Annotated in this window: 28 protein-coding genes and 1 pseudogene; 13 read left to right on the top strand and 16 right to left on the bottom strand. The window is 56.4% G+C overall.

Annotated elements, in window-relative coordinates:
* Window positions 1-163 precede the first annotated feature (163 nt).
* On the top strand, window positions 164-553 hold the full coding sequence (locus B2U07_RS00145; protein ID WP_275545167.1) for a lysozyme inhibitor LprI family protein: 390 nt from the start codon (window positions 164-166) through the stop codon (window positions 551-553).
* On the opposite strand, the gene B2U07_RS00140 is transcribed toward B2U07_RS00145, so the two are convergent.
* From B2U07_RS00140 to B2U07_RS00125, 4 genes are read right to left on the bottom strand one after another with little or no spacing between them, the layout of a single operon-like run.
* Entirely contained in the window at window positions 550-1,743 is a 1,194-nt protein-coding gene (locus tag B2U07_RS00140) for a winged helix-turn-helix domain-containing protein (RefSeq protein WP_296275376.1), read from the bottom strand. The genes B2U07_RS00145 and B2U07_RS00140 overlap by 4 nt on opposite strands.
* Window positions 1,744-1,757: 14 nt before the next feature.
* The gene (locus tag B2U07_RS00135; RefSeq protein WP_275545169.1) at window positions 1,758-2,204 is read right to left on the bottom strand and encodes a DUF3291 domain-containing protein; all 447 of its coding nucleotides are present in this window, start codon (window positions 2,202-2,204) and stop codon (window positions 1,758-1,760) included.
* Between the two features lie 25 nt (window positions 2,205-2,229).
* A complete protein-coding gene (locus B2U07_RS00130) occupies window positions 2,230-3,114 on the bottom strand; it encodes a DMT family transporter (RefSeq protein WP_275545170.1) in 885 nt (294 codons plus the stop codon).
* A 22-nt stretch (window positions 3,115-3,136) separates the two neighbouring features.
* Window positions 3,137-3,361 (bottom strand): DUF1127 domain-containing protein, encoded by a 225-nt coding sequence (locus B2U07_RS00125; protein ID WP_275545171.1) that lies wholly within the window; start codon window positions 3,359-3,361, stop codon window positions 3,137-3,139.
* 97 nt (window positions 3,362-3,458) lie between these two features.
* Here B2U07_RS00125 and B2U07_RS00120 point away from each other — a divergent pair, with 97 nt between their 5' ends.
* Window positions 3,459-4,313 (top strand): LysR family transcriptional regulator, encoded by an 855-nt coding sequence (locus tag B2U07_RS00120; protein WP_275545172.1) that lies wholly within the window; start codon window positions 3,459-3,461, stop codon window positions 4,311-4,313.
* On the opposite strand, the gene B2U07_RS00115 is transcribed toward B2U07_RS00120, so the two are convergent.
* A complete protein-coding gene (locus B2U07_RS00115) occupies window positions 4,308-5,075 on the bottom strand; it encodes a sulfite exporter TauE/SafE family protein (RefSeq protein ID WP_275545173.1) in 768 nt (255 codons plus the stop codon). The two genes, B2U07_RS00120 and B2U07_RS00115, sit on opposite strands and share 6 nt — an antisense overlap.
* A gap of 99 nt (window positions 5,076-5,174) precedes the next feature.
* On the opposite strand from B2U07_RS00115, the gene B2U07_RS00110 reads away from it, so the two are divergent.
* Window positions 5,175-6,137 (top strand): LysR family transcriptional regulator, encoded by a 963-nt coding sequence (locus tag B2U07_RS00110; protein WP_275545174.1) that lies wholly within the window; start codon window positions 5,175-5,177, stop codon window positions 6,135-6,137.
* A gap of 94 nt (window positions 6,138-6,231) precedes the next feature.
* On the opposite strand, the gene efp is transcribed toward B2U07_RS00110, so the two are convergent.
* The 5 genes from efp to B2U07_RS00085 all read right to left on the bottom strand — a co-directional run bounded on the left by efp (window position 6,232) and on the right by B2U07_RS00085 (window position 9,373).
* On the bottom strand, window positions 6,232-6,804 hold the full coding sequence (efp, locus tag B2U07_RS00105) for an elongation factor P (protein ID WP_197855771.1): 573 nt from the start codon (window positions 6,802-6,804) through the stop codon (window positions 6,232-6,234).
* A gap of 34 nt (window positions 6,805-6,838) precedes the next feature.
* Window positions 6,839-7,978 (bottom strand): elongation factor P maturation arginine rhamnosyltransferase EarP, encoded by a 1,140-nt coding sequence (gene earP, locus B2U07_RS00100; protein WP_275545175.1) that lies wholly within the window; start codon window positions 7,976-7,978, stop codon window positions 6,839-6,841.
* Between the two features lie 107 nt (window positions 7,979-8,085).
* Entirely contained in the window at window positions 8,086-8,292 is a 207-nt protein-coding gene (locus tag B2U07_RS00095; protein WP_275545176.1) for a hypothetical protein, read from the bottom strand.
* Window positions 8,293-8,672: 380 nt separating this feature from the next.
* Window positions 8,673-9,074, bottom strand: a complete 402-nt coding sequence (locus B2U07_RS00090; RefSeq protein ID WP_183894914.1) for a type II TA system antitoxin MqsA family protein — start codon at window positions 9,072-9,074, stop codon at window positions 8,673-8,675.
* Window positions 9,075-9,076: 2 nt separating this feature from the next.
* Window positions 9,077-9,373, bottom strand: a complete 297-nt coding sequence (locus B2U07_RS00085; RefSeq protein WP_275545177.1) for a type II toxin-antitoxin system MqsR family toxin — start codon at window positions 9,371-9,373, stop codon at window positions 9,077-9,079.
* A 357-nt stretch (window positions 9,374-9,730) separates the two neighbouring features.
* Between B2U07_RS00085 and B2U07_RS22970 the strand changes: the two genes are divergently transcribed.
* The gene (locus B2U07_RS22970) at window positions 9,731-10,036 is read left to right on the top strand and encodes a DUF389 domain-containing protein (RefSeq protein ID WP_419096302.1); all 306 of its coding nucleotides are present in this window, start codon (window positions 9,731-9,733) and stop codon (window positions 10,034-10,036) included.
* An 18-nt stretch (window positions 10,037-10,054) separates the two neighbouring features.
* Window positions 10,055-10,525 carry a hypothetical protein gene (locus B2U07_RS00080; protein ID WP_275545178.1) on the top strand — a complete coding sequence of 157 codons (471 nt, stop codon included), beginning with the start codon at window positions 10,055-10,057 and terminating at the stop codon, window positions 10,523-10,525.
* On the opposite strand, the gene B2U07_RS00075 is transcribed toward B2U07_RS00080, so the two are convergent.
* The 3 genes from B2U07_RS00075 to B2U07_RS00065 are packed head-to-tail and all read right to left on the bottom strand — an operon-like array spanning window position 10,526 to window position 12,807.
* Window positions 10,526-11,293: a hypothetical protein gene (locus tag B2U07_RS00075; protein ID WP_275545179.1), complete on the bottom strand. Its 768-nt coding sequence runs from the start codon at window positions 11,291-11,293 to the stop codon at window positions 10,526-10,528.
* Window positions 11,294-11,347: 54 nt separating this feature from the next.
* Window positions 11,348-12,139, bottom strand: coding sequence for a sensor histidine kinase (locus B2U07_RS00070; protein WP_296275371.1), 792 nt, complete (start codon window positions 12,137-12,139; stop codon window positions 11,348-11,350).
* Window positions 12,139-12,807: a response regulator gene (locus B2U07_RS00065; protein ID WP_296275370.1), complete on the bottom strand. Its 669-nt coding sequence runs from the start codon at window positions 12,805-12,807 to the stop codon at window positions 12,139-12,141. Before B2U07_RS00065 ends, B2U07_RS00070 begins: the two co-directional genes overlap by 1 nt.
* 486 nt (window positions 12,808-13,293) lie before the next feature.
* On the opposite strand from B2U07_RS00065, the pseudogene B2U07_RS00055 reads away from it, so the two are divergent.
* A pseudogene (locus B2U07_RS00055) lies at window positions 13,294-13,546 on the top strand (DNA-binding protein).
* 336 nt (window positions 13,547-13,882) lie between these two features.
* Here B2U07_RS00055 and B2U07_RS00050 read toward each other — a convergent pair.
* The 3 genes from B2U07_RS00050 to B2U07_RS00040 all read right to left on the bottom strand — a co-directional run bounded on the left by B2U07_RS00050 (window position 13,883) and on the right by B2U07_RS00040 (window position 16,695).
* Window positions 13,883-14,941, bottom strand: coding sequence for a hypothetical protein (locus B2U07_RS00050; RefSeq protein WP_296275366.1), 1,059 nt, complete (start codon window positions 14,939-14,941; stop codon window positions 13,883-13,885).
* Window positions 14,941-16,203, bottom strand: a complete 1,263-nt coding sequence (locus B2U07_RS00045) for a hypothetical protein (RefSeq protein ID WP_296275364.1) — start codon at window positions 16,201-16,203, stop codon at window positions 14,941-14,943. The genes B2U07_RS00050 and B2U07_RS00045 overlap by 1 nt, the downstream gene beginning before the upstream one ends.
* Window positions 16,204-16,272: 69 nt before the next feature.
* Window positions 16,273-16,695 (bottom strand): Arc family DNA-binding protein, encoded by a 423-nt coding sequence (locus tag B2U07_RS00040; protein ID WP_296275362.1) that lies wholly within the window; start codon window positions 16,693-16,695, stop codon window positions 16,273-16,275.
* A gap of 98 nt (window positions 16,696-16,793) precedes the next feature.
* Here B2U07_RS00040 and B2U07_RS00035 point away from each other — a divergent pair, with 98 nt between their 5' ends.
* The 7 genes from B2U07_RS00035 to B2U07_RS00005 all read left to right on the top strand — a co-directional run bounded on the left by B2U07_RS00035 (window position 16,794) and on the right by B2U07_RS00005 (window position 19,006).
* The gene (locus tag B2U07_RS00035) at window positions 16,794-17,009 is read left to right on the top strand and encodes a DNA-binding protein (RefSeq protein WP_296275360.1); all 216 of its coding nucleotides are present in this window, start codon (window positions 16,794-16,796) and stop codon (window positions 17,007-17,009) included.
* A gap of 39 nt (window positions 17,010-17,048) precedes the next feature.
* The gene (locus tag B2U07_RS00030; protein ID WP_296275358.1) at window positions 17,049-17,339 is read left to right on the top strand and encodes a DUF5447 family protein; all 291 of its coding nucleotides are present in this window, start codon (window positions 17,049-17,051) and stop codon (window positions 17,337-17,339) included.
* Window positions 17,340-17,343: 4 nt separating this feature from the next.
* Window positions 17,344-17,652 (top strand): hypothetical protein, encoded by a 309-nt coding sequence (locus B2U07_RS00025; RefSeq protein ID WP_296275356.1) that lies wholly within the window; start codon window positions 17,344-17,346, stop codon window positions 17,650-17,652.
* Between the two features lie 362 nt (window positions 17,653-18,014).
* Window positions 18,015-18,380, top strand: coding sequence for a hypothetical protein (locus B2U07_RS00020; RefSeq protein ID WP_296275354.1), 366 nt, complete (start codon window positions 18,015-18,017; stop codon window positions 18,378-18,380).
* 15 nt (window positions 18,381-18,395) lie between these two features.
* Entirely contained in the window at window positions 18,396-18,575 is a 180-nt protein-coding gene (locus B2U07_RS00015; protein WP_003245696.1) for a hypothetical protein, read from the top strand.
* Window positions 18,576-18,584: 9 nt separating this feature from the next.
* Entirely contained in the window at window positions 18,585-18,788 is a 204-nt protein-coding gene (locus tag B2U07_RS00010; RefSeq protein WP_275859828.1) for a hypothetical protein, read from the top strand.
* 11 nt (window positions 18,789-18,799) lie between these two features.
* Window positions 18,800-19,006 carry a major capsid protein gene (locus B2U07_RS00005; protein ID WP_296275347.1) on the top strand — a complete coding sequence of 69 codons (207 nt, stop codon included), beginning with the start codon at window positions 18,800-18,802 and terminating at the stop codon, window positions 19,004-19,006.
* Window positions 19,007-19,147 lie beyond the last annotated feature (141 nt).

Here is a 19,147-nt window from a genome sequence, read left to right as displayed (position 1 = left end):
AGTGAAACGTGCCAGCCCAGCGGCTGCCACGAAGCACCTTCAGTGGGAGCGGGCTTGCCCGCGAAGCTCTTTGACTCACGAACAACACCCTCGGCATTACTCTGCGCAACCCTGCTGGCGTTGTTCTTAACTGAACGGCTGGCCGTTCCATCGAGGAATTTTCATGCAAAGCCTGCATAAACTGCTGATGCCGGTGCTATTGGCCCTGCCACTCAGCACCTGGGCCGCCTACGAGCAGCAGTATCAGGCCTGCCTGAACGCCAGCGGGATGATCAACAATGCCAGCGTCGCAGGCTGCGCCGAGGGCGTATCGGAAACGGTAAAGAAGGAGATGAACCGCATCTACCAGCAGCTGTTCCTGAAACTGCAGCAAAGCGCGCCGGAAGATGCCGAGCAACTGCAAGCGGCGCAGAAGGCCTGGCTGATTTACCGCAATGGCCAATGCGATCTGCAGGGCAAGCACGTCGGTTCGCCGATGTACTACACCTGCCCGATGGAGCTGAACATCCAGCGCGTCGAGGAGCTGAAATTTCTGCTGGAGAACGGCGGCTAGCCCAGTAGTCCACGCAGATTGACGCTCGGTGCCAGCCAAACCTCCTCTAGCCCCAACCAGTGCGCCAGCGCACGCAGTGAATCGCCTAGCGCCAGGCGCGCCTCCTCGCTCAACACAGCTTCCTCTACGTGCACCGCATGCACCGCCAGGCGCCCAGCCGCGCGCTCGCTGCGCAGGTCCACCCGCGCCACCAGGCGTTCGTGATGCAGAAACGGCAGCACGTAGTAGCCATACACACGCTTGGCCTGCGGGGTGTAGATTTCCAGACGGTAGCGGAAGCCGAAAAGGCGCTCGGTGCGCTCGAGCTCCCAGATCAGCGAATCGAAGGGCGACAGCAAGGCGCTATGGCGCACACGCCGTGGAATCCTCGGCTCGCCCCGGCAATAGGCAGGCTGCCGCCAGCCTTGCACCGCGACAGCTCGCAACTCGCCCGCCTCCACCAGTTCGGCGATACGACGTTTGCTGTCGCCGGCATCGAGCCGGTAGTAGTCACGCAGGTCCTTCTCGGTCGCCACGCCCAGGGCATCAGCCGAGCGCAGCAACAGGCGCCGCTGCGCCTCATGCTCATCCAGCTCTGCATGGTTGAGCTGATCGGCCGGTATCACCCGTTCCGGCAGGTCATACAAACGCTCGAAGCCGCGCCGCCCGGCAACCGTCACCTCGCCTGCGGCGAACAGCCACTCCAGCGCCGTCTTTTCCGCGCTCCAGTCCCACCATGGGCCGGCCCTCTCCGTACGGGTGCTGAGGCTGCCGGCCCCGAGAGCGCCGCGCTCGCGCACGGCCTGCAGCACGGCAGCTATGGCATCGCGCCGCTCCGCACCGAATTTCGCCAGTTGGCTGTAGATGCCCCTGCCATCGGCAGCGCGGCGCATGCGCCAGCGCAGCAGCGGGTAGAGCTCCAGCGGCAACAACGAGGCTTCATGCCCCCAGTACTCGAACAGACGTCGGCGCCGCGCCCGGCCCCAGGCCAGTTCGTCGAGATGTTCGGCCTGGTAATGACCGAGCCGGGAAAACGCCGGCAAATAATGCGAGCGCACCAGGGCATTGACCGAATCGATCTGCAGCACGCCGAGGCGCTCTATCTGCGCCTGCAAGTGCTTATGGACGATAGCGCCACGCGGCGTACGGCCAAAGCCCTGCGCAGCCAAGGCCAGGCGCCGTGCTTCGGCCAGGGAAATAGAGTCTGTCATGGCGACTCAGCCTATCAGGCCGGCGCCGCGAAGGCATGGCGGAAGGTAAAGGCGTGCTCCGTAGCGCCGTGCTCGCGAACATGTGCCAGTCGCTCGGCCGCCTCGACCACGCTCGGGCGATGATCGACCGGCACCCACCACAGCACCTGGTGCATCTGCTCGACGCGCTCGAACCATTCACGGCGGCGCTTGAGCATCTCGGTGTGCGCGGATTTGTAGACGTAATCGCTGAGCGACTGCACGTCCTGCCAGACAGACATATTGACCAAAACATCGTCGCCAAAGGGGCGGATCGCCGTGGCGTCGCCCGCCTCGTCCTGCAAACGCCAGACGTAGCCTGGCGAGCTCTCGGCCAGGGCGTTGATGCGCTCGAGGTTGGCAACGAAATCGGCCATTTGCGGCGACTCAAGCGGCGCCGTCATCAAGGCGATGTTCAGTTGGGCCAGATGATAAGTGGGCACTTCACGCCTCCTTGCGCATGAATGATCAGGGTTGCTGCGGCACGCCACGCCAGTCGGCCAGGCGCCGACGCAGCCAGGCTTCGCTGCTGACCAGGGTGATGCCCGACAGCACCAGTACCGCGCCAATAACGAAGTTCAGGGTAAGTGGTTCGTCCAGCACCAGCACGCCAAAGGTCACACCGAACAGCGGCGTCATGAAGGAGAACACCGCCATATTCGAGGCCAGGTAGCGACGCAGCAGCCAGAACCACGCCAGATAGGTGAAGAACGACACCACCACGCCCTGGAGCACAATGCTGGCGATGGCGAGCGGCGTCCAACGCACTTGGTCAAGGTCGACTACCGCCAGCGCGTAGCCGAGCAGCAGCACGAAAGCCACCCCCAGCTGATAGAACAGCGTCAGCCCGGCCGGCGCCTCGGACAGGCGAGAACCCCGCACCACCACGGTGGTGGCGCCCCAGGCTATACCCGCGCACAGCCCCAGCGCGTCACCCAGCAGGATGCCGGCATCGATCTCCGCCCAGCTGCCGCCGACACCGAAAGCCATTACCACACCGCCGAAGCACAGCGTGATACCCAACCATTGCAAGCGTCGCAGGCGCTCGCTGGGCAGCAGCAGGTGCAGCCCCAGCGCCGAGAAGATCGGCGCTGTATACAGAAACACCGCCATATGCGAGGCCGTGGTATGACGCAGGCCCAAGGCGATAAAAAAGAACTCCAGCGCGAACAGCACACCCGCCAGCAGGCCGACCAGCAAGGCCGCGATGCCGGAACGCAGCGCCACCTGCAGCATCGGCGCAACATCGTCGGCAGCCAGCTTGATCGCCACCTGCTGACTGCCCCAGATGGCGCACAGCAACAGCATCAGCTGGAACAGAAAAGTGTCGGCGCCTTTGCGTACCGCGGTCATTCCACAGCTCCTGTCATCCCACTCATTTTCTCAACGGATCATCCCAGAACGGCCGCTCGGCTTCCTGTAGCACGTCGGCGCGGGACAGGCCCAGGTCCTTCAGCGCCATATCGCTCAACTGCGCCAACTGCTGCCGCTCACGAGCCAGTTGGCGCCAGCGCCGCAGCATACGCCAAACACTGGTCAATGACGGCAGTCGTTCAAAATGGATGGCCTGCGCCAGCGCGTAACCTTTTTGACCTTTCATCTTCTCGCCCTCCCTGTGGGGTTGGCGTCAGTGTCGGCCCGCGCTTATGATCAATCCAACGAATGTTTCTTATGTCATCCATCTCGAGGATTGATGAATGGCCTACCATCCCAGTATCGACACCGAGTTGCTGCGCAGCTTCGTGGCCATCGCCGACACCGGTGGCTTCACCCGCGCAGCGGAAACGGTCAATCGCACCCAGTCGGCCGTGAGCATGCAGATGAAGCGGCTGGAGGAAGATGTGGTGCAGCGCCCGCTGTTCGAGCGCGACGGCCGCCAGGTGCGGCTGACACCTGAAGGCCAGGTGCTGCTGGGCTATGCGCGGCGCATCCTCAAACTGCATGGCGAGGTACTCAATACTCTGCGCGAGCCACATATGGTCGGCGCCGTGCGCATCGGTACGCCGGACGACTACGTGATGCGCTTTTTGCCGGAGATTCTCTCGCGCTTCGCTCAGGCCTATCCGCTGGTGCAGGTCGAGGTTCATTGCGAACCGTCCGGCCAGTTGCTGCTGCGCCAGGATCTCGATCTGACCATCGTCACTCGCCAGCCCGGCAAGGAGATCGGCCAACTGCTGCGCCAGGAGCGCTTCGCCTGGGCCGTGGCCCAGGGTTTCGCGCCGCACGAACAAAATCCCATGCCGCTGGCCATGTTCAACGCCGATTGTTTCTGCCGCGAGTGGGCCTGTAACGCGCTGGATGCAATGCACCGGCCCTATCGCATCGCCTACACCAGCCCGAGCCTGTCGGCGATCTTCGCCGTGGTGCGCGCCGGGCTGGCCGTCACCGCGCAACTGCAGAGCCTGATCACCCCGGACCTGCGCATCCTCGGCGAAGCCGAAGGCCTGCCGCTGCTGCCGTTGACCAGCATCGTGCTACTGCGCAACGAGAGCAGCCAGTCACCCGTCACCGAATGCCTGGCCGAGCATATCATCGAGGGTTTTCGTCTATAGGCGGCCACCCGACTCCAGCGCAAGCAGCAGCGCGCAAAGCAGCAGGAAGCCGCAGAACAGGCTGCGCAGCAGGCGCTCAGGCAGCGAGTGCGCCAAACGCACGCCCCAGCTGATACTGAGCAGTCCACCGACAGCCAGCGGCACGCCCATCCACCAATTGACGTGGTCATGCAACGCGTAAGTGAACAGCGTGACCCCAGTACTGGGCAGCGCCAGCGACAGCGATAGCCCCTGCGCCACCACCTGGGTGGTGCCGAACACGCTGGTCAGCACCGGCGTCGCCACTACCGCGCCGCCTACGCCAAACAGGCCGCCCATGGCACCGGACACCCCGCCCAGCACGCCAAACCAGCCCCAGTGGTGACGCAGCTCGCCGCTGGCCGCCGCCTGGGCTATCAGCATGCGCAACAGGTTGTACGCCGCCAGCGCCAGCAGGAAACCGACGAAGGCCCAGCGCATGGTGCGCGAATCCACCTCCACCGCATACAACGAGGCCAGCCAGGCACAGAGGAAACTGGTGACGCCCAGCAGCAGTGCATGCCGCAGGTTGATGCGATTGCGCTGGTGATAACGCCAGATCGCCAACATCACGTTCGGCACCACCATGACCAGCGCGGTGCCCTGCGCAAGCTGCTGATCCAGCCCGAAGACAATGCCCAACACCGGAATGGCGATCAGGCCGCCGCCGATTCCGAACAGGCCGCCCAGGGTTCCCAGGCCCAGGCCCAGCAACAGATTCAGCAACAGGTCGAACAGATTCATGACACCTCCAGACAGTGCGCGCATGTTACTCAGTGGCGGCTAGCGCGGAAACGCACAACAACGCAAAATGGCTTTGCCGATTAAGCACAAGCAAGCACCATGAACCCCGATGCCCTAACCGATCAGCTGGAACTCTTCCTCGACGTACTGGAAACCGGCAGTTTTTCTGCCGCTGCCAGGCGTCACCCGCTCACGCCCTCGGCGGTTGCCCGGCGCATCGACGCACTGGAGCGCGCGATGGGCAGCAGCCTATTCAGCCGTACCACCCACGCCGTACGGGTGACGCCGGCGGGCCTGGCGTTCGCCGAACGTGCCCGGCGCATTCTCGCCGAGCTGCACCTGGCGCGTGCCGAGGTGGTATCGCTGACCAGCGCGCCGGAAGGTCTGATTCGCATCGACGCGCCCTCACCCTTTGGCCGTCGTCATCTCGCCCCGGCGATTGCCGATTTCCTGCGCGCCAATCCCGGGCTGGATGTGCAACTGCGCCTGATCGACAGTTTCATCGACCTGCAGGGCGAGCACTTGGGCGAAGTGGACATCGTCGTACGCATCGGCCCGCTGCCCGACAGCCGCCTGGTCGCCACGCCGCTGGCATCGATGACCCGCATCCTCTGCGCCAGCCCGGACTACCTGCGCCGCCGCGGTATTCCGCGTAGCCCGTTGGAGCTGGAGCAACACGACGGCCTGGACTGGGACAGCCTCGCGCCGCCCTATGCCTGGCGTTTCGAGGTGGACGGTAAACTGCAGCTGTGCAAGCCCAAGCGCTTGCGCCAGACCAGCAATAACGCCGAAACCCTGCTGTTCAGCGCCCTTGCCGGCCTGGGCATCGCGCACTTGCCCACGTGGATGAGCAGCGAGCACCTGCAACGCGGCGAGCTGATCCCGCTGTTCTGCGAGCAAGGGCTGCCGGCCACCGAGCCTGTATGCATCTACGCCCTGCGCCTGGAGCGCGAAGCCAGCCCGCGCACGCGCCTGTTGCTGAGTTTTCTCAAGCAGCGCTTCGGCTTCCCGCCGCCCTGGGATCAGGCGCTGCAAGCCAGTCTCGCCACCCCACAGCAGTAAGGCTTGTGTGGGAGCGGCTTCAGCCGCGATAGCGCCCTGAAAACCAGACACAAAAAACCCGGCGCCTAGGCCGGGTTCTTCGTAGCGTTCAAGCTCAGGCCGGAGCCTGGGTGCGGCCCTTGTAGGAACCGTCACGGGTATCGATCTCGATCCAGTCGTCGATATCGACGAACTCGGCAACCTTGATCTCGGTACCGTTGCGCAGCTTGGCAGGCTTCATCACCTTGCCGGAAGTGTCGCCACGAGCAGCGTTCTCGGTGTAGACAACCTGACGCACGATGGTGGTCGGCAGGTCGACGGAGATCACCTTGCCTTCGAAGAACACGGCTTCGCAGACGTCAGCCATGCCTTCTTCGATGAACGGCAGAACGCTTTCCAGATCTTCGGCACGCAGCTCGTAGGAGTTGTACTCCGGATCCATGAACACGTAGTCCTCACCGCTGATGTAGGACAGGTTCACTTCCTTGCGCTCGAGAATCACCGGCTCCATCTTGTCGTCGGCTTTGTAGACGGTCTCGGTCTTGGAACCGTTGAGCAGGTTCTTCAGCTTCATCTTGACGATGGCGCTGTTACGACCGGACTTGGTGAACTCGGCCTTCTGGATCAGCCACGGCTGGCCATCGATCAGGGCCACGCTATTGACTCTCATTTCTTGTGCAGTTTTCATGCGGATATCCGAAATATGCGGGAGGTACAGAAATCTAGGCCGCGTATGATAGCCAATTTCGGTAAAACTGTTCCAGCGCTGTGGCGAGGTCCGGCCGAGCGGCCTGCAAATCGCACCAGCGCTCGGCATGTTGCTGCAGCGTCGGCCATGCATTTTTCAGCTCAAGCCAGGCCTGCTCCATACCGCTTCCCTCATTCCATGCACGCCAGAAGGCGGCATACGCGGCCAATATTTCCGATGGCAGCTCAGCGCCATAAAGCGCGAAAAAAGCCTCCAGCTTGTCCCAGTGCGCCCCTTCTTCCTGCGGGTAAATGTGCCAGAGCAATGGCCGACCGGCCCACTGCGCGCGAATGAAGGAATCCTCGCCACGCACCGCATTGAGATCGCAGCACCACAGCAGACGGTCGTAATCGTCCTGCGCGACGAAAGGCAACACCTGAATCTGCAGACTGCCACGGCGATGCTGATCACCCGGTGCCAGCTGCGCCTCCCCGAGCCAGACTTGCAGATCGCCGAGAACCTTGCCCTGCGGCACCAACAACTGGCTCGACTGCGTATCAGCTGCAAGAGCGTCGAGCCAGCCCGCCAGCCCTGCATTCTCGTAGGCGAACAACGAAATCAGCCGCGCCCCGGCCTCACGCACTACGCCAAGCGAGCGCAAAAACGCCTGTTGCGCCGACGCATCGGCTTGAAAGGCGCGGCGTCGCGTCAGCAAGTCAGCCTCACGCAACAATCCCCCCGTGCCCGCTACGAACCCGGGAAAGAAGAAGAACTTCTGCAAGCCTCCCGGCTGCGGCGACGGCAAGCCATGACAGCCCGCCACCCAGTCCTCGGCACTGAGGTATTCCAGGTTCAGCCACAGACGTCTGGAGTCGTCAGTCATCGCCTCTATATAGGAAGGCGGCAACTGACAGGCAAAGGCCTCGATCACCACATCTGCCGGCGCTACCGCCAGGAACGGCTCGCGCCACTGGCGCACCTCGACACCCGAGTGGTGCTGCCACTCGGCGCTGGCACTGGCGCCTGGGCACAAGCGCACGAACGCATCCGGCTCATCGACCCACAGGCGCACCGCATGGCCCTGCTCGGCCGCCAATTGCCGGGCCAGCCGCCAGGTCACGCCAATATCGCCGTAGTTATCTACCACGCTGCAGAAGATGTCCCACCTGGCCACGCTGCGCCCCTTGAAGAAATGTTCGCCATTCTACCCGCCAGGCAAGAAAAAGCCCGCCAGAGGCGGGCCAAGGGGAGCGCTGGAGCAAGCGCGGGGTAAACGGGGGATCAGGCCAGCAGCGAATCGCTTTCGCGGCGAACGCCGCTGCTGAGTAGCCAGACAGCCTGGCAAGCCAGCGCAGCCTCGCGGGAAGCGAACGGGCCGGCCTTGGGCTGGCCATCGACCATCAGCAGCCAACAGGCCATATGACCATCGGATCGCAGCTCGGCAGGCACGGCACTACCAACAAGGGAAACCACATCGATACGGGACATAATGACCTCCAATCCAACTCAATCTCTGTTGGAATCAACTTTATGCCGCCGCCTCGCCAGGTAGAAATCAGTGCTTTCGATAATGACCATGGATATTGCCAATGGATAGCCGGATGGACTGAAGCCGGCCAGACACGAGTTCAGGCGAGCCATGACGCAAGCGAATACGCGACGTGCTGACGTAGGCCAGCAGAAAGACAGCAAACAAAAGCCCCGAGGACCTTTCAGCTCTCGGGGCTTGATGTATTGCGAAAGTGGCGGTGAAGAAGAGATTTGAACCCGTTTCGGTAGCGTGTCAGTCCGTGCCAAACCCGCTCATTACGGGTCTTGGACTCCCCTCACCTGCTCGATTCGTCGCTATTCGGCTCTAGATTTCGGCATCAACCTGCACGCAGCTCGTTGATCAACTCCGGGTGCCGGCCCAGGATCTTGAACAACTGCACCAGCGGTTGCGGTGCTTCCGTGCTGCCTCGCTCGTAGCGAGAAAACGCATTCGGCCCACCGCCGAACAGCTCTGCCGCTTCGCGCTGGCTCAACCGTAACTGCTTACGCACACTGCGAATCAGCTCCTGATTGCCGTCCTGGGCGTTCACCTGCTGACGAAACTCGTTCATGGCACGCATAACGCGCTCACTCTCCGTCGGCCCAGTCAGGGACTCGCCGCAGGCATCGCACCAGTCAGCCGTTACCGCAGTAATTTGGGTGGTCTGCCCCTTGTAGGTGAAGGGCATATCGCGGGTGTCGTGAACCAGTTCCGCCCCGCCGCATACTGGACATTTCATGGTCACTTCTCCTTAAAGGAAACGATCAGCAGATCGGCCACCAGCGTGAACTTCAGGTAGACCTGCCCGAATTCGGTATCGGGTCGGTAAACGTCCTGCCAGGTAGTATGATCCGCATGGGTTGTCATGCTCTTAAAAAAGTCGCGGCTGCTCAGGGCACTGATGACGGCCAGCATGTCGGCCATCTCCATACCCAGCTCAGCGCCCCCTTCAAGGGCTACGCGGGTGAAGCGATAACGCTGGTCGGCTACGGCCTGCTTCACTAGCTCAAGCTTGAAATGGGGTTTGCGCTTTTCCATGCCGCACAAAATAACCTTTTAGGTTAATTTCTTCAAGGGAGCATCCATGCCAGACGACAGCCGTACACGATTGCGCAACGAATTGCTTGCTCGTGCCGCATCCAAGCCAGCAGAGCCTGCTGATCGCCATTACTTTGACCATCTTCGTCAGCGCGTGCTGCACAAGAGATTATCCCGATGAGAAAGCCTAGGCTGCTCTGGTAACGTCGTGGCACATGCTTTTTGCCTTTCAACTACTCACTTCGTCTCGGTTTAACGCAGTGTTTTTGGCAAATCGCTACATAGTCGCTGGACAAACCTCGATGCAAGCAATAGCGTCTGGCCACTAATCCTTTCTATTCCACATGCTTGGAAAAAATGCGCCCAATCCCGCTTCACAATCCATGGCCTGAACGTCGGCGCAAGTTGCTGATGGCGTTTCTTTTGACCGTTGTAGCCATAACGTGCACTCGGCCAACTAGCTTAGTTGGATTGGCTATAGCGCTCGCAACCATCCCGCCGCTATGCCTCGCGCTTCTTTCTTTGCGCTGGTGGTGGCACCGAAAGTTTGGCGGCAGCAAATTTATGGTTTTGATTAGCTGGCTGCTTGCTATGTCTATTGTAATTGCTGCCCTTACCGTCAAGGATGTGCTATCTCCCTACATAGGTCATCACTTCAGCTAACCATAGGGAAATTCATAATTGATCAACGGACGATTACTTAAGCAATACGACATACCCCTTGCCCTGGGCATTACTCACCTGACAACAGCAGCGTTCCTGCTTAACAGTGGCGAATTTCTTCCGTCATGGGTCACGGCATACAGCTACTTCACTGCACTGACGTGCATCGTCTTCTGTCTGATTTTCAACCCCCACAAGGGTTTCCTAGCAGGCCTTGCCCTGGCGTTTGCCATGACGGTAATAATTAGGGCAATTAACATGTCACTTGTCAGCCTGCATGGCCCTGGAGTGGATTACCTGTTGGGACTGATGGATGCAGTAGTTGGCACAGTTGCTGTTTTGATCTACTCCAAGGTCAAGCCCAGCCAAACAATTGAAAACGGATTTGCTTTGGGGTGTACGGGAGCCTTGGGCGGCTATATTCTCAGCATGTTCTTTGCTTGCAATACCGTGCTGTATTGCGGCCCGGCTTTCTCTTGGGGATTTTAGTCACCCCATCGGATTAAAACTGCTCGCCGCAGAGCAATAGCGCGTCTTCATACGATCACTGCCTGCCTTGCGGTCACTGTCATAGCGGGCGCGCCAGGTTCTGCACTCTTCGTGAAAGTGCTGCTTGGCAGCCTTGCGGCATTCTCGGTAGTCGATTGATCCGCGCCGGTGATTGGCGCAGACGCTGGTGCCGTCGATGTAGTTGTTCACCGATAGCCATTCCGCCAGGTAGTTCGTGCCGCCGTTCCAGCTCTTGATCCACTTGGATGTATGCTCGCGGCTTACCTGGGTTTGTCGCTGCTGTGTCTGCTGGGGTGCTTGGGCTATGCGATGGGTTGCAGGTGGTGTGTAGGTGCTGGCCGGCTGCTTGGGCGTGTAGTTCTTGTCACTGAACACGTTCTGCGAACTGGCAATCGCCCTCGCCTTTTCTTCCTCTGTCCACTCCATCGAGGCGTATGGCTGAGGCTGGCTTACCGGCTCGTATGCAACCCGTTGCGCGGGTGGATCGACGGGGATAGATGGCAGCCTTATAGGCTCTTCCGGCTCGCTGTAGGGCTGTGGCGCCGGTTGCTGGCTGAACAGGGGTTTGCCCTCTACGTGGATCGCCTGCTTGAGCTGATCCACATTGATCACGATTGGCTTGGCAAACAACGCGATCACGCCCCAGGTAATCGCGGAGCCCACGCCCAGGATGGCCACCATTCGCCATGGGCCGGGCTTTTTCTTTCTGCGTAGATAGCCTGGTGCGTCTTCCCAGTCAGACTTCATCTTGCCTCCTTGCTTGGCCCGAAAGTAAATCGGGCAATTTCACTAAGCCATAATCTATATCTTCTCGAAATTTACTAAAACATCAAATTTCTGAAACGCCCGCCCCCCTATTGACACAGGAAGAAATTGCCCGCGCTCCATCTTCATAGAGGCTTGATGTAATTCGCAAACTCGCTTGGCCAAATTCAATCCTAACCCCTGCCCTTCGTACCCAACAGAATTCTTACCTCTAAACTCCCTATCAAATAAAAAATCCATTTCCTCATCAGAAACAGGAGGCCCATAAGAAGAGATCCTTACATCCAAACTATCATATCCGTGCTCCTCGAAGTACACATCAACATTGTAACCAGGCGGACTATATTTGACGGCATTCTGCAAAATTACAAAGGGAAGCATGTCAAACACGGATAGAGCCCTAGTACTCATGTGGGACTCTCCATGAAAATCAACAGACAGCTTTTTGTCGCTAATTAGAGGTCTTAAAAGGTAGCGAGACTTATCAAATTTCTTATAAACCACCGCATCATAGCGCACCTGCTTTGTGACAACCGCAGGATTAATTTCTATGTCTGTATAAGCAAGCCTCGCTGACAACACCCCACTGGCATGCAATATATTTTCAGACAATTCCTTACCCCTCGCAGAAACATGTGTATCTTGAGAGAGATTTTCTGATCTATCAGAAATTATTGCACTAAAAAGCCTAACCTCATGCAAAGTACTATTTAATATAGATCGCAGCTCGTAATTTTCTCTCTCAAGCCTTAATATTTTCTCGGAGGTCTTCTCGGGCCTCTTTTCATCTAGCCTGTAGCTAAATCGCTTCCTTGCCGCGCCTTCCATCAACTAAATACCCCCTTTATCCCCATTGCAATAGTAGTGGCCGCAAACTTAACTATTAGCGACTTTATTTCTGGACTGAGCGCACCAGCTGCCTTATCGGTGGCGATTCTATCTGGCTTACCATCGAGTATACCTTTGATATACGCCTGCTCTAATTTAAAAATATCATAGCCATCAACCCCTTCTGCCGACAGCCTATTTCTTAGCTTCATCCATCTCAACCTAGGATTACCCAGCTCTTTCAAGGCGCCTTCAAGTTTATCCTGCCAGAGGTCAATACTTGTATCTTTTGGAAATATAACATCAGCCGCAGTCAGACTTCCATCTATATATTGATTTTGCGTTGAGTATTGAATTAAGAACTTATCAGGGTAGTGCTTCCTTATTTCTTTTAATACATAGAACCCACCACTATTTGAATTCGGCCTAAATGTTCTTCCAATCCCTCCAATATCGCACGCAACAATTGGATACGGCTCAGCTGTCTCTATAGTTTCTATATCTCTAAGATCCCGTATTACAAATCCCGACCTTCGTAGCGTATCAACCATAATCGGTGGATTATCATCTATGACTAAAACCTGAAATTTCGCCTTCAGCTCTAAAATAGGAGTATTCCCTGAGTCGATTGACTGCAGCCGAAGGGGGTTGCCTAATTCCAGATACATTATCCTCACCTTTCATCATGAGAAGACGATCAACTCAATGCCAAGCATATTAAGTTTGTCGGGCATACCAGCGCCTAGCTACCTCCGTTGTAATCGCTATCCCGCGTTTTGACTGGGCAAGTTTGAATTGGCCTGGTCATATTCAGGGCTTGTTTGCCCTGCATCTGGGGCAATTTTCCCGCTAGCCAGCCACAGAGCGTATTGAGGATAAACCTCAACTAGTACGTCTATTTCTTCTGTGCTTACTCGTACTGCCCCTTTGCTCACACTTTTCCAGCGCTCGTAGTCACCGCCATAGGCGCTGGCCTTCTTGGGGCCAAGCTTTTTAATCAATAGGCGAACCCTATCAGCAGCCCTTTCCATATAGAAATCTTTTTTCCAGAGAAATTGTTGCTCTATCTGGCGGACGGGTTAATAATTCCCCCAGAGAAGTATTTACTCCAATAGCTATTTATAGCTAATGGCACGAATAGTGACGGAACGAGCATGGAACTGGAAGAGCTGGAACCTTCGAAGCTGATAGGCCCGCAATAGGACGTGGAAACGTCGAGTACTGGGCCGACCGAAACGGCCTGACCTACGGCACCGCGCGTGCCTGGGCAATGAAAGGCGTTCTCCCACCGTAAAGCTAGGCAAGCGCCGCATGGTCAACAGCGCCCTGCTCCGCACCTGGCTGCTGGAGCTGACTGCGCGCCCGTATTGGGATATTCAGGCGACAGCGCCTGAAGCCTCGATATAAGGCAACGTCCATTCGCCCCTGTCAGGAAGCTGCGTGTACGCACCCTGTGTACGCATGGCGTTTAAAAAGTGATGGGCCAGAAAAGCAAAAACCCCTGCAGGTTTCCCTGCAGGGGCTTTGCGAAAGTGGCGGTGAAGAAGAGATTCGAACCCGTTTCAGTAGCGTATCAATCCGTGCCAAACCCGCTCGTTACTGGCTTTCGGCTCCTGCTACCGGCCCGATTCGTCGCTATTCGGCACTATGATTTCGACACTTTTTCGACACATCACACGTACTCATCGTGCCACCCAGACCTCTAAGTGGAGGCTTGCCTTGACACCTTATTCAGCATGCAGCTCAGAATAGCTTAGCCTGTTTACTTGAGAATACAGTTCTATCTATCGACCAAAAATCCATAAGGCAAAGCAGCATACTTTTCAGTTCAACAGAAGATGTCTGATGGGAGGAAAACTCTCTCTGCATAGCAAGCTGCTCAAACTCTTTGGCAACTGCGAACAGCCCTCTTGCCACATCCGGCCTAGAAAAGTAATTGCTTAGTATATCTGCCTGAATTTCTTTTAATTGAAGATTTACGCTCGATTTAACTTGCCTTGCAGCCACTTCATTTCCGGGAACATGCTCTCTCAGCAGGCCCATTGCAACGTCTAAAACCTTATCTAGCCCTGCCTTTCCCCTTGAGCCATAAATAAAGCCTTCTTCCAGCATCGCGCAACGCTCTGGTTGCTCAAAAAAAGAAAGGTCCTTCAATAAATAATCAACCGCGAGCGCAACAAAAGAACAAACAAGATATAAACACCTTAGAGCATTCTCTTGCTGCGGCTCGTTAGAAATTGCACTCTCTGCAAAAAACCTCGCCTGATTCAACCACTCATTGCAGTTATCAAAACTCAGACCTCTTGCCAAGAGACTTTTGCAATTTCTAATTCGCCCTTTCCAATCGCCGTCATATTTACCTAAGCTATACTTATTGAGCCCTTCAAAAAATTCCTCATCACTCAGCCTTGAAGGATTCCTAGCTTTAGGGTCACCCAGCCTAGACAAAAATGAGCCGTCCAGCACAACAATATCTAATTTTTTTCCAAAGTCTTTTACTTCTTGCCTCTTGTCGGTAGTTGCAACAATCGCTTTTGTGGAACCTGTCGCTTCCTTCAAGCCCTTTATCCAGAAAATCCTTTCTATAGCCTGTGGCGTTTTTTTATTTTTAGAGTCTACAATGGTTATCTCACGAGAAACTGAAGACGCCCTACTATACAACCAAATGTCAATATCAGTAACATCAAAGCCTTCATATGTAAAAGGCACACCTCTGACGACATAGTAGCCAGCCTTCAGGAAATAGGCTCTAAGTAGCTCTTCGATTCCAAATCCCTTGTTTAAATTTACACCCCTAACCATTAGACAGCTCCAGTCCGAAGTGCGGATAAGATGTCATTTGTCGACTTTGGACTAGAAGCAACCTGCTTTCGCCTAATGACTACACGATTAACTTCTGGCCCGTTAAATCTAGTTACAGCAGCGCTTGGAAGAATAGATAAAGAGTGCTCACTAACATCTCCCTTTTTGATCGCCTCCAACGCCAACTCGCCGACTTCTTTTTTGAGAAGTTTAAGCATTGGCCCAGTGCGCCCCTTCTTGCTCCCCTGATATACTTTCACTACGCCTTTCATCTCAAGGATTCTGTAGTCCTGTGCAATAGCATCTACAGGGCCAACGCTCTCCCCCCTTACTAGAGCACCTAGCAGAGCCTCTACCATACGGATCTGCCCACGAGCGTAATTACTCTTCGTAATACCATAAGTAATGGAGCTCAAGAAGGCTTTGGCAAGATCAAGAGCATCATCAACCATTGAGTTGCTGAATTTTGAAAATGCTGACGGCAAGGTTACAAAGCCAGCATTTACGCTATCATTACTCACAACGCTAATATCAAATATACCTACCGCGCAAGTTTTCTGAAACAAAGGCAAGCCAAGCATTTTTTGCGCGGACTCTACGTCTATACACGCCTTTTTCTTCAATAACTCATTGAAGTCATTGAAACTAGCCATTTCCGCGGGGCTAAGAGAATTCATAACAGCTACGATCTTATCTGCAGTCCCCCTGCGAAATAGATTTCCATTAAAGAGCAGCTTTTGCTCTTTACCATACTGCTCCGACTCAACAAACCCTATCTGATCACAATCAAACAGTAGCTGATCTGATTCAGCACGCGCTAGTTTGTGCTCATCTGAAATCTTTAACAAAGCTTCCTTAGAATCCACAGGACTAAAAGATGCTAGCTCAGCCAAAGCTATTGCTGCTTCCTCTGTCTGTGTAGGCTCAAGATTATTGAACACATCAGTTGTGTGTTGAAGTACTGTCGCAGCTGTTACCCCATATACCGCTACAGCCCCAGATGCGGAAACATCAATTAACTCTTGTGATCTTAAGCGGTCTAACAGGGTTGGCAGCTCAAGCATGACATTAATGCTAGATGCTTTTGCCAAGGCCTCTAATCGCGAGCGATCAATAGTTAGCTCATCATCAGCCGAGATTGCGGACAATAGAACGCCCGACTTTCCTGCTACATATGTCTTTTCATAGCCTTGCTGATTAACAACACCTTGCAATTTGTTTGTGTGATGAATCAGCCAGGCACCTTTGGTTTTTTTGTCCATACGCCCTCCCTGCGCAATAGCAGTACTATAAATTAATTATTATGAGTCGAAGCATTATCAAAACGCAGGCTAAAAGGTAATCGATAGCGCTGTAACATCCTCGACCTCCACCTTATACCCAGCGTCTTTTAACTCGCCCGTAGCCTTAGAAATTAAATTCTCAAATTCTTCATCAGACATACCCACGTCCAACTGAAAATCTTCAAGACCCACTAATGCTTCGCTATGCCCCATTTTTATTGCCCTGGATATAGCCTCAATCGCTCTCTTTTTTATCTGCTCAGGGATTGCCGCTCTTGCCATAAGCGCTAGTTCTTTAGCTCGCTTTGCTGGCAATAGGCCAATCGATGATGAGTCAGCAACAAAGCTCGATTGAATGCGTGCAACCAGCTCCGCGTTAAGCGATCTGCCTGATGATTTTGCTGCCTGCTCTGCTTGAGCACGAAGCTCTTGTGGCATGCGTAGCTTGAATTGTGGGTCTTCTCTGCTCATGCGCTGATCATGTACCACGGTGGTCTTGACGACAATGGAACCACCGTGGTTCTATTGTCATGGGATCACGGTGATCCCATGACAGTGGATGGATCAGCATGTCTCTAGAAGACTTAGACACAGCTAAGGTTGTTGGCCCGCAACAGGACGTGGAAACCGTCGAGTCCTGGGCCGACCGTAACGGCCTGACCTACGGCACCGCGCGTGCCTGGGCAATGAAAGGCGTTCTCCCCACCGTAAAGCTAGGCAAGCGCCGCATGGTCAACAGCGCCCTGCTCCGCACCTGGCTGCTGGAACAGGAGTGGACGGCATGATCCGCCAAACCTCCGGCCTCCCAGGTGAGGGCATGACTTATGAACCTCTCCCGATACCTGCACCAGCCGCACCCCGAGGGCTGCGACTGCTCTGTGTGCTGGTCCCGACGCGAAATGGCTCGCCCCGCAGCCTGCCCGTCCACACCCTGCACCGAGTGCCGCCCCGTGTCGGTCCTAAAGGTCGATGGACGCTGGAAGCTGACGCCTGCCTCCATCTGCGCGAAACACACCCCAGGCAACCGACCGCCCAGGTATTGGCACGTTGTGCACGACACCGGCAAACCAACGCCCTTCGTGCCCCTGCGCGAACCGTTCGAACTGGTGGGGTGAGCGCATGACCGTTTCCTTCCGCACTGGCCGCTATCTGGTCGCCCTGCTCTGGCACACCGCCCCTTACGTGGTGCTCGGCATGTTCATCAGTTCCTTTGTGTATGCCGTGTTTGTCGTCCAGCTCACGGCCTCTTTCAAAGAAGAGCTGCAGCAGGTCCTGACCGCCGCCCAACAGTGCGCCCCCAGCGATCCGGCCAACGCCGCCGATGCTGAACAGGTCAAGGGCCGCGCTCCCGGCTCGTCGGATCACGCTTCACCGATCCGGCGAACGGAAGCACGGGCGGAGCGCACCCTTGAACACCCACCACCCTGAATAGCCTCCGCTCGTGAGTGTGGGGCAGCTCCACCGCCCCGCGCTCCCGAGCCCTCGGCGGCAAGAGTGGGATGACAAGGGCAAAGCCCTTGGTGTTATCCAGATTAATGATCAAAAGTTAATTATCGACAAAGTTAAAAGTTTCATTGCGTCACTATTCGGCTCAATAAGTTTTAACCAATGATATTTATGCAAGAGTGATTTTTTAGCTTTTCAGTAGCGTATAAATAGGTACACAAACCCGTTGCAAGCCGCGTAATTCCTGGCAGTGAAGAACTAAATAAGTTCCTCTGCCTGGGCTAACTCGGCCCGCATAAAGGTAAACCGCGCAATAACGCGCAACTTAAATGAGGAAACACAACATGGCACGCACCACTATGGAATTGGCATTCATCAGCGCTGAGCGCGTCCAGTTCGACAACGTAAAGCTCGTCAAACTGTTCTTCGGTGACGAGCCCGATGGCGAAAAAGACCTCGGCGTTTCGCTCATGTCCATGAACGTTGCCGAAGACGTCTTGGACGAAGTGTGGGAGGCCTGCAAGGGCTTCGACGTACTCGAAACCGTCCGCGTAACCGCTGAGATCGAGCGCGGCTCCAAGAACGCAGGCAAGTTCATCGTCCTGCACGTCGAGTCGGCCAAGCCGGCTCAGGCCAACAAGCCGGCCCCGCAAGCCACCCAACAACAGCCCAAGCCGACCGGCACCCAGCCGGAACCGGCCAAGGCCTAACGGGAGGGCGCCGCCGTGCTGATCGTTGATCGCGTGCTGTGTGACTGCTGTGGGCAGCCCATGGGCCAGCTCTACAACCAGTCCGCCCCCCAGCCCGACCTGCTGCCCGATCTGAACAAGGCGCCCGCCCTCGTGATCTGCCCCGACTGCATCGCCATGGCTGAGGTCGTCCGCGACCCCAGCCAGGCCGAGTAAGGGGGCGCCATGAATTTCATTGTGTGCGAAGGCGTATGGGAGAGCGCAGGCCAGACCCCGGTTTGTGTCGGCACCCTCTCAACCGTCGCGCTCAGTGAGATAAGCCCGACCGGGCTAACCGCTGAAGACCATGCACAGATCCGCGAACACGCCCTAGTGCTGTTCGCCATCGTCTTCGGCGCTCTCGTGCTGAAAAAGGCACTCAACCTGTAGGAGACACACCTATGCAAAACCTGAAAGTCCTGCGCCGTTCCCTCGGTGCTTCCGCAGCTGTTGGCCTGCTGGCCATGCAGCAAGCCCACGCCGCCCTCCCGACCGGCGTGACCACTGCCCTCACTGATGCGCAGGCCGATGGCGTCGAGGTCGCGGGCATCGTCCTGGGCGTGATCATCGCGATTGCCGCCTTCAAGTTCATCCGCCGCGCGCTGTAAGGCCGGCTGCAACCAACCAGCCCGGTAACTCGTTATCGGGCTTTTTCACATAAGGGCTTTTCATGGACGCCAACATGCTGACCACCATCATCATTGTCATGGCGTTCTGGGCTCTGTTTTTTGGGCGGGTTTGAGATGGTT

The organism is Pseudomonas sp. UBA7530, assembly GCF_002479365.1.
Classification (GTDB): domain Bacteria; phylum Pseudomonadota; class Gammaproteobacteria; order Pseudomonadales; family Pseudomonadaceae; genus Aquipseudomonas.
This window is presented reverse-complemented; position numbering and strand designations above follow the sequence as displayed.

Excerpts from the sequence above, each read along its gene's own strand:
- B2U07_RS00145 (WP_275545167.1), top strand. The coding sequence starts at position 164 with ATGCAAAGCCTGCATAAACTGCTGATGCCGGTGCTATTGGCCCTGCCA.
- B2U07_RS00140 (WP_296275376.1), bottom strand. The coding sequence starts at position 1,743 with ATGACAGACTCTATTTCCCTGGCCGAAGCACGGCGCCTGGCCTTGGCT.
- B2U07_RS00130 (WP_275545170.1), bottom strand. The coding sequence starts at position 3,114 with ATGACCGCGGTACGCAAAGGCGCCGACACTTTTCTGTTCCAGCTGATG.
- B2U07_RS00125 (WP_275545171.1), bottom strand. The coding sequence starts at position 3,361 with ATGAAAGGTCAAAAAGGTTACGCGCTGGCGCAGGCCATCCATTTTGAA.
- B2U07_RS00120 (WP_275545172.1), top strand. The coding sequence starts at position 3,459 with ATGGCCTACCATCCCAGTATCGACACCGAGTTGCTGCGCAGCTTCGTG.
- B2U07_RS00115 (WP_275545173.1), bottom strand. The coding sequence starts at position 5,075 with ATGAATCTGTTCGACCTGTTGCTGAATCTGTTGCTGGGCCTGGGCCTG.
- B2U07_RS00110 (WP_275545174.1), top strand. The coding sequence starts at position 5,175 with ATGAACCCCGATGCCCTAACCGATCAGCTGGAACTCTTCCTCGACGTA.
- efp (WP_197855771.1), bottom strand. The coding sequence starts at position 6,804 with ATGAAAACTGCACAAGAAATGAGAGTCAATAGCGTGGCCCTGATCGAT.
- B2U07_RS00095 (WP_275545176.1), bottom strand. The coding sequence starts at position 8,292 with ATGTCCCGTATCGATGTGGTTTCCCTTGTTGGTAGTGCCGTGCCTGCC.
- B2U07_RS00090 (WP_183894914.1), bottom strand. The coding sequence starts at position 9,074 with ATGAAATGTCCAGTATGCGGCGGGGCGGAACTGGTTCACGACACCCGC.
- B2U07_RS00085 (WP_275545177.1), bottom strand. The coding sequence starts at position 9,373 with ATGGAAAAGCGCAAACCCCATTTCAAGCTTGAGCTAGTGAAGCAGGCC.
- B2U07_RS22970 (WP_419096302.1), top strand. The coding sequence starts at position 9,731 with ATGCGCCCAATCCCGCTTCACAATCCATGGCCTGAACGTCGGCGCAAG.
- B2U07_RS00075 (WP_275545179.1), bottom strand. The coding sequence starts at position 11,293 with ATGAAGTCTGACTGGGAAGACGCACCAGGCTATCTACGCAGAAAGAAA.
- B2U07_RS00070 (WP_296275371.1), bottom strand. The coding sequence starts at position 12,139 with ATGGAAGGCGCGGCAAGGAAGCGATTTAGCTACAGGCTAGATGAAAAG.
- B2U07_RS00065 (WP_296275370.1), bottom strand. The coding sequence starts at position 12,807 with ATGTATCTGGAATTAGGCAACCCCCTTCGGCTGCAGTCAATCGACTCA.
- B2U07_RS00050 (WP_296275366.1), bottom strand. The coding sequence starts at position 14,941 with ATGGTTAGGGGTGTAAATTTAAACAAGGGATTTGGAATCGAAGAGCTA.
- B2U07_RS00045 (WP_296275364.1), bottom strand. The coding sequence starts at position 16,203 with ATGGACAAAAAAACCAAAGGTGCCTGGCTGATTCATCACACAAACAAA.
- B2U07_RS00040 (WP_296275362.1), bottom strand. The coding sequence starts at position 16,695 with ATGAGCAGAGAAGACCCACAATTCAAGCTACGCATGCCACAAGAGCTT.
- B2U07_RS00035 (WP_296275360.1), top strand. The coding sequence starts at position 16,794 with ATGTCTCTAGAAGACTTAGACACAGCTAAGGTTGTTGGCCCGCAACAG.
- B2U07_RS00030 (WP_296275358.1), top strand. The coding sequence starts at position 17,049 with ATGAACCTCTCCCGATACCTGCACCAGCCGCACCCCGAGGGCTGCGAC.
- B2U07_RS00025 (WP_296275356.1), top strand. The coding sequence starts at position 17,344 with ATGACCGTTTCCTTCCGCACTGGCCGCTATCTGGTCGCCCTGCTCTGG.
- B2U07_RS00020 (WP_296275354.1), top strand. The coding sequence starts at position 18,015 with ATGGCACGCACCACTATGGAATTGGCATTCATCAGCGCTGAGCGCGTC.
- B2U07_RS00010 (WP_275859828.1), top strand. The coding sequence starts at position 18,585 with ATGAATTTCATTGTGTGCGAAGGCGTATGGGAGAGCGCAGGCCAGACC.
- B2U07_RS00005 (WP_296275347.1), top strand. The coding sequence starts at position 18,800 with ATGCAAAACCTGAAAGTCCTGCGCCGTTCCCTCGGTGCTTCCGCAGCT.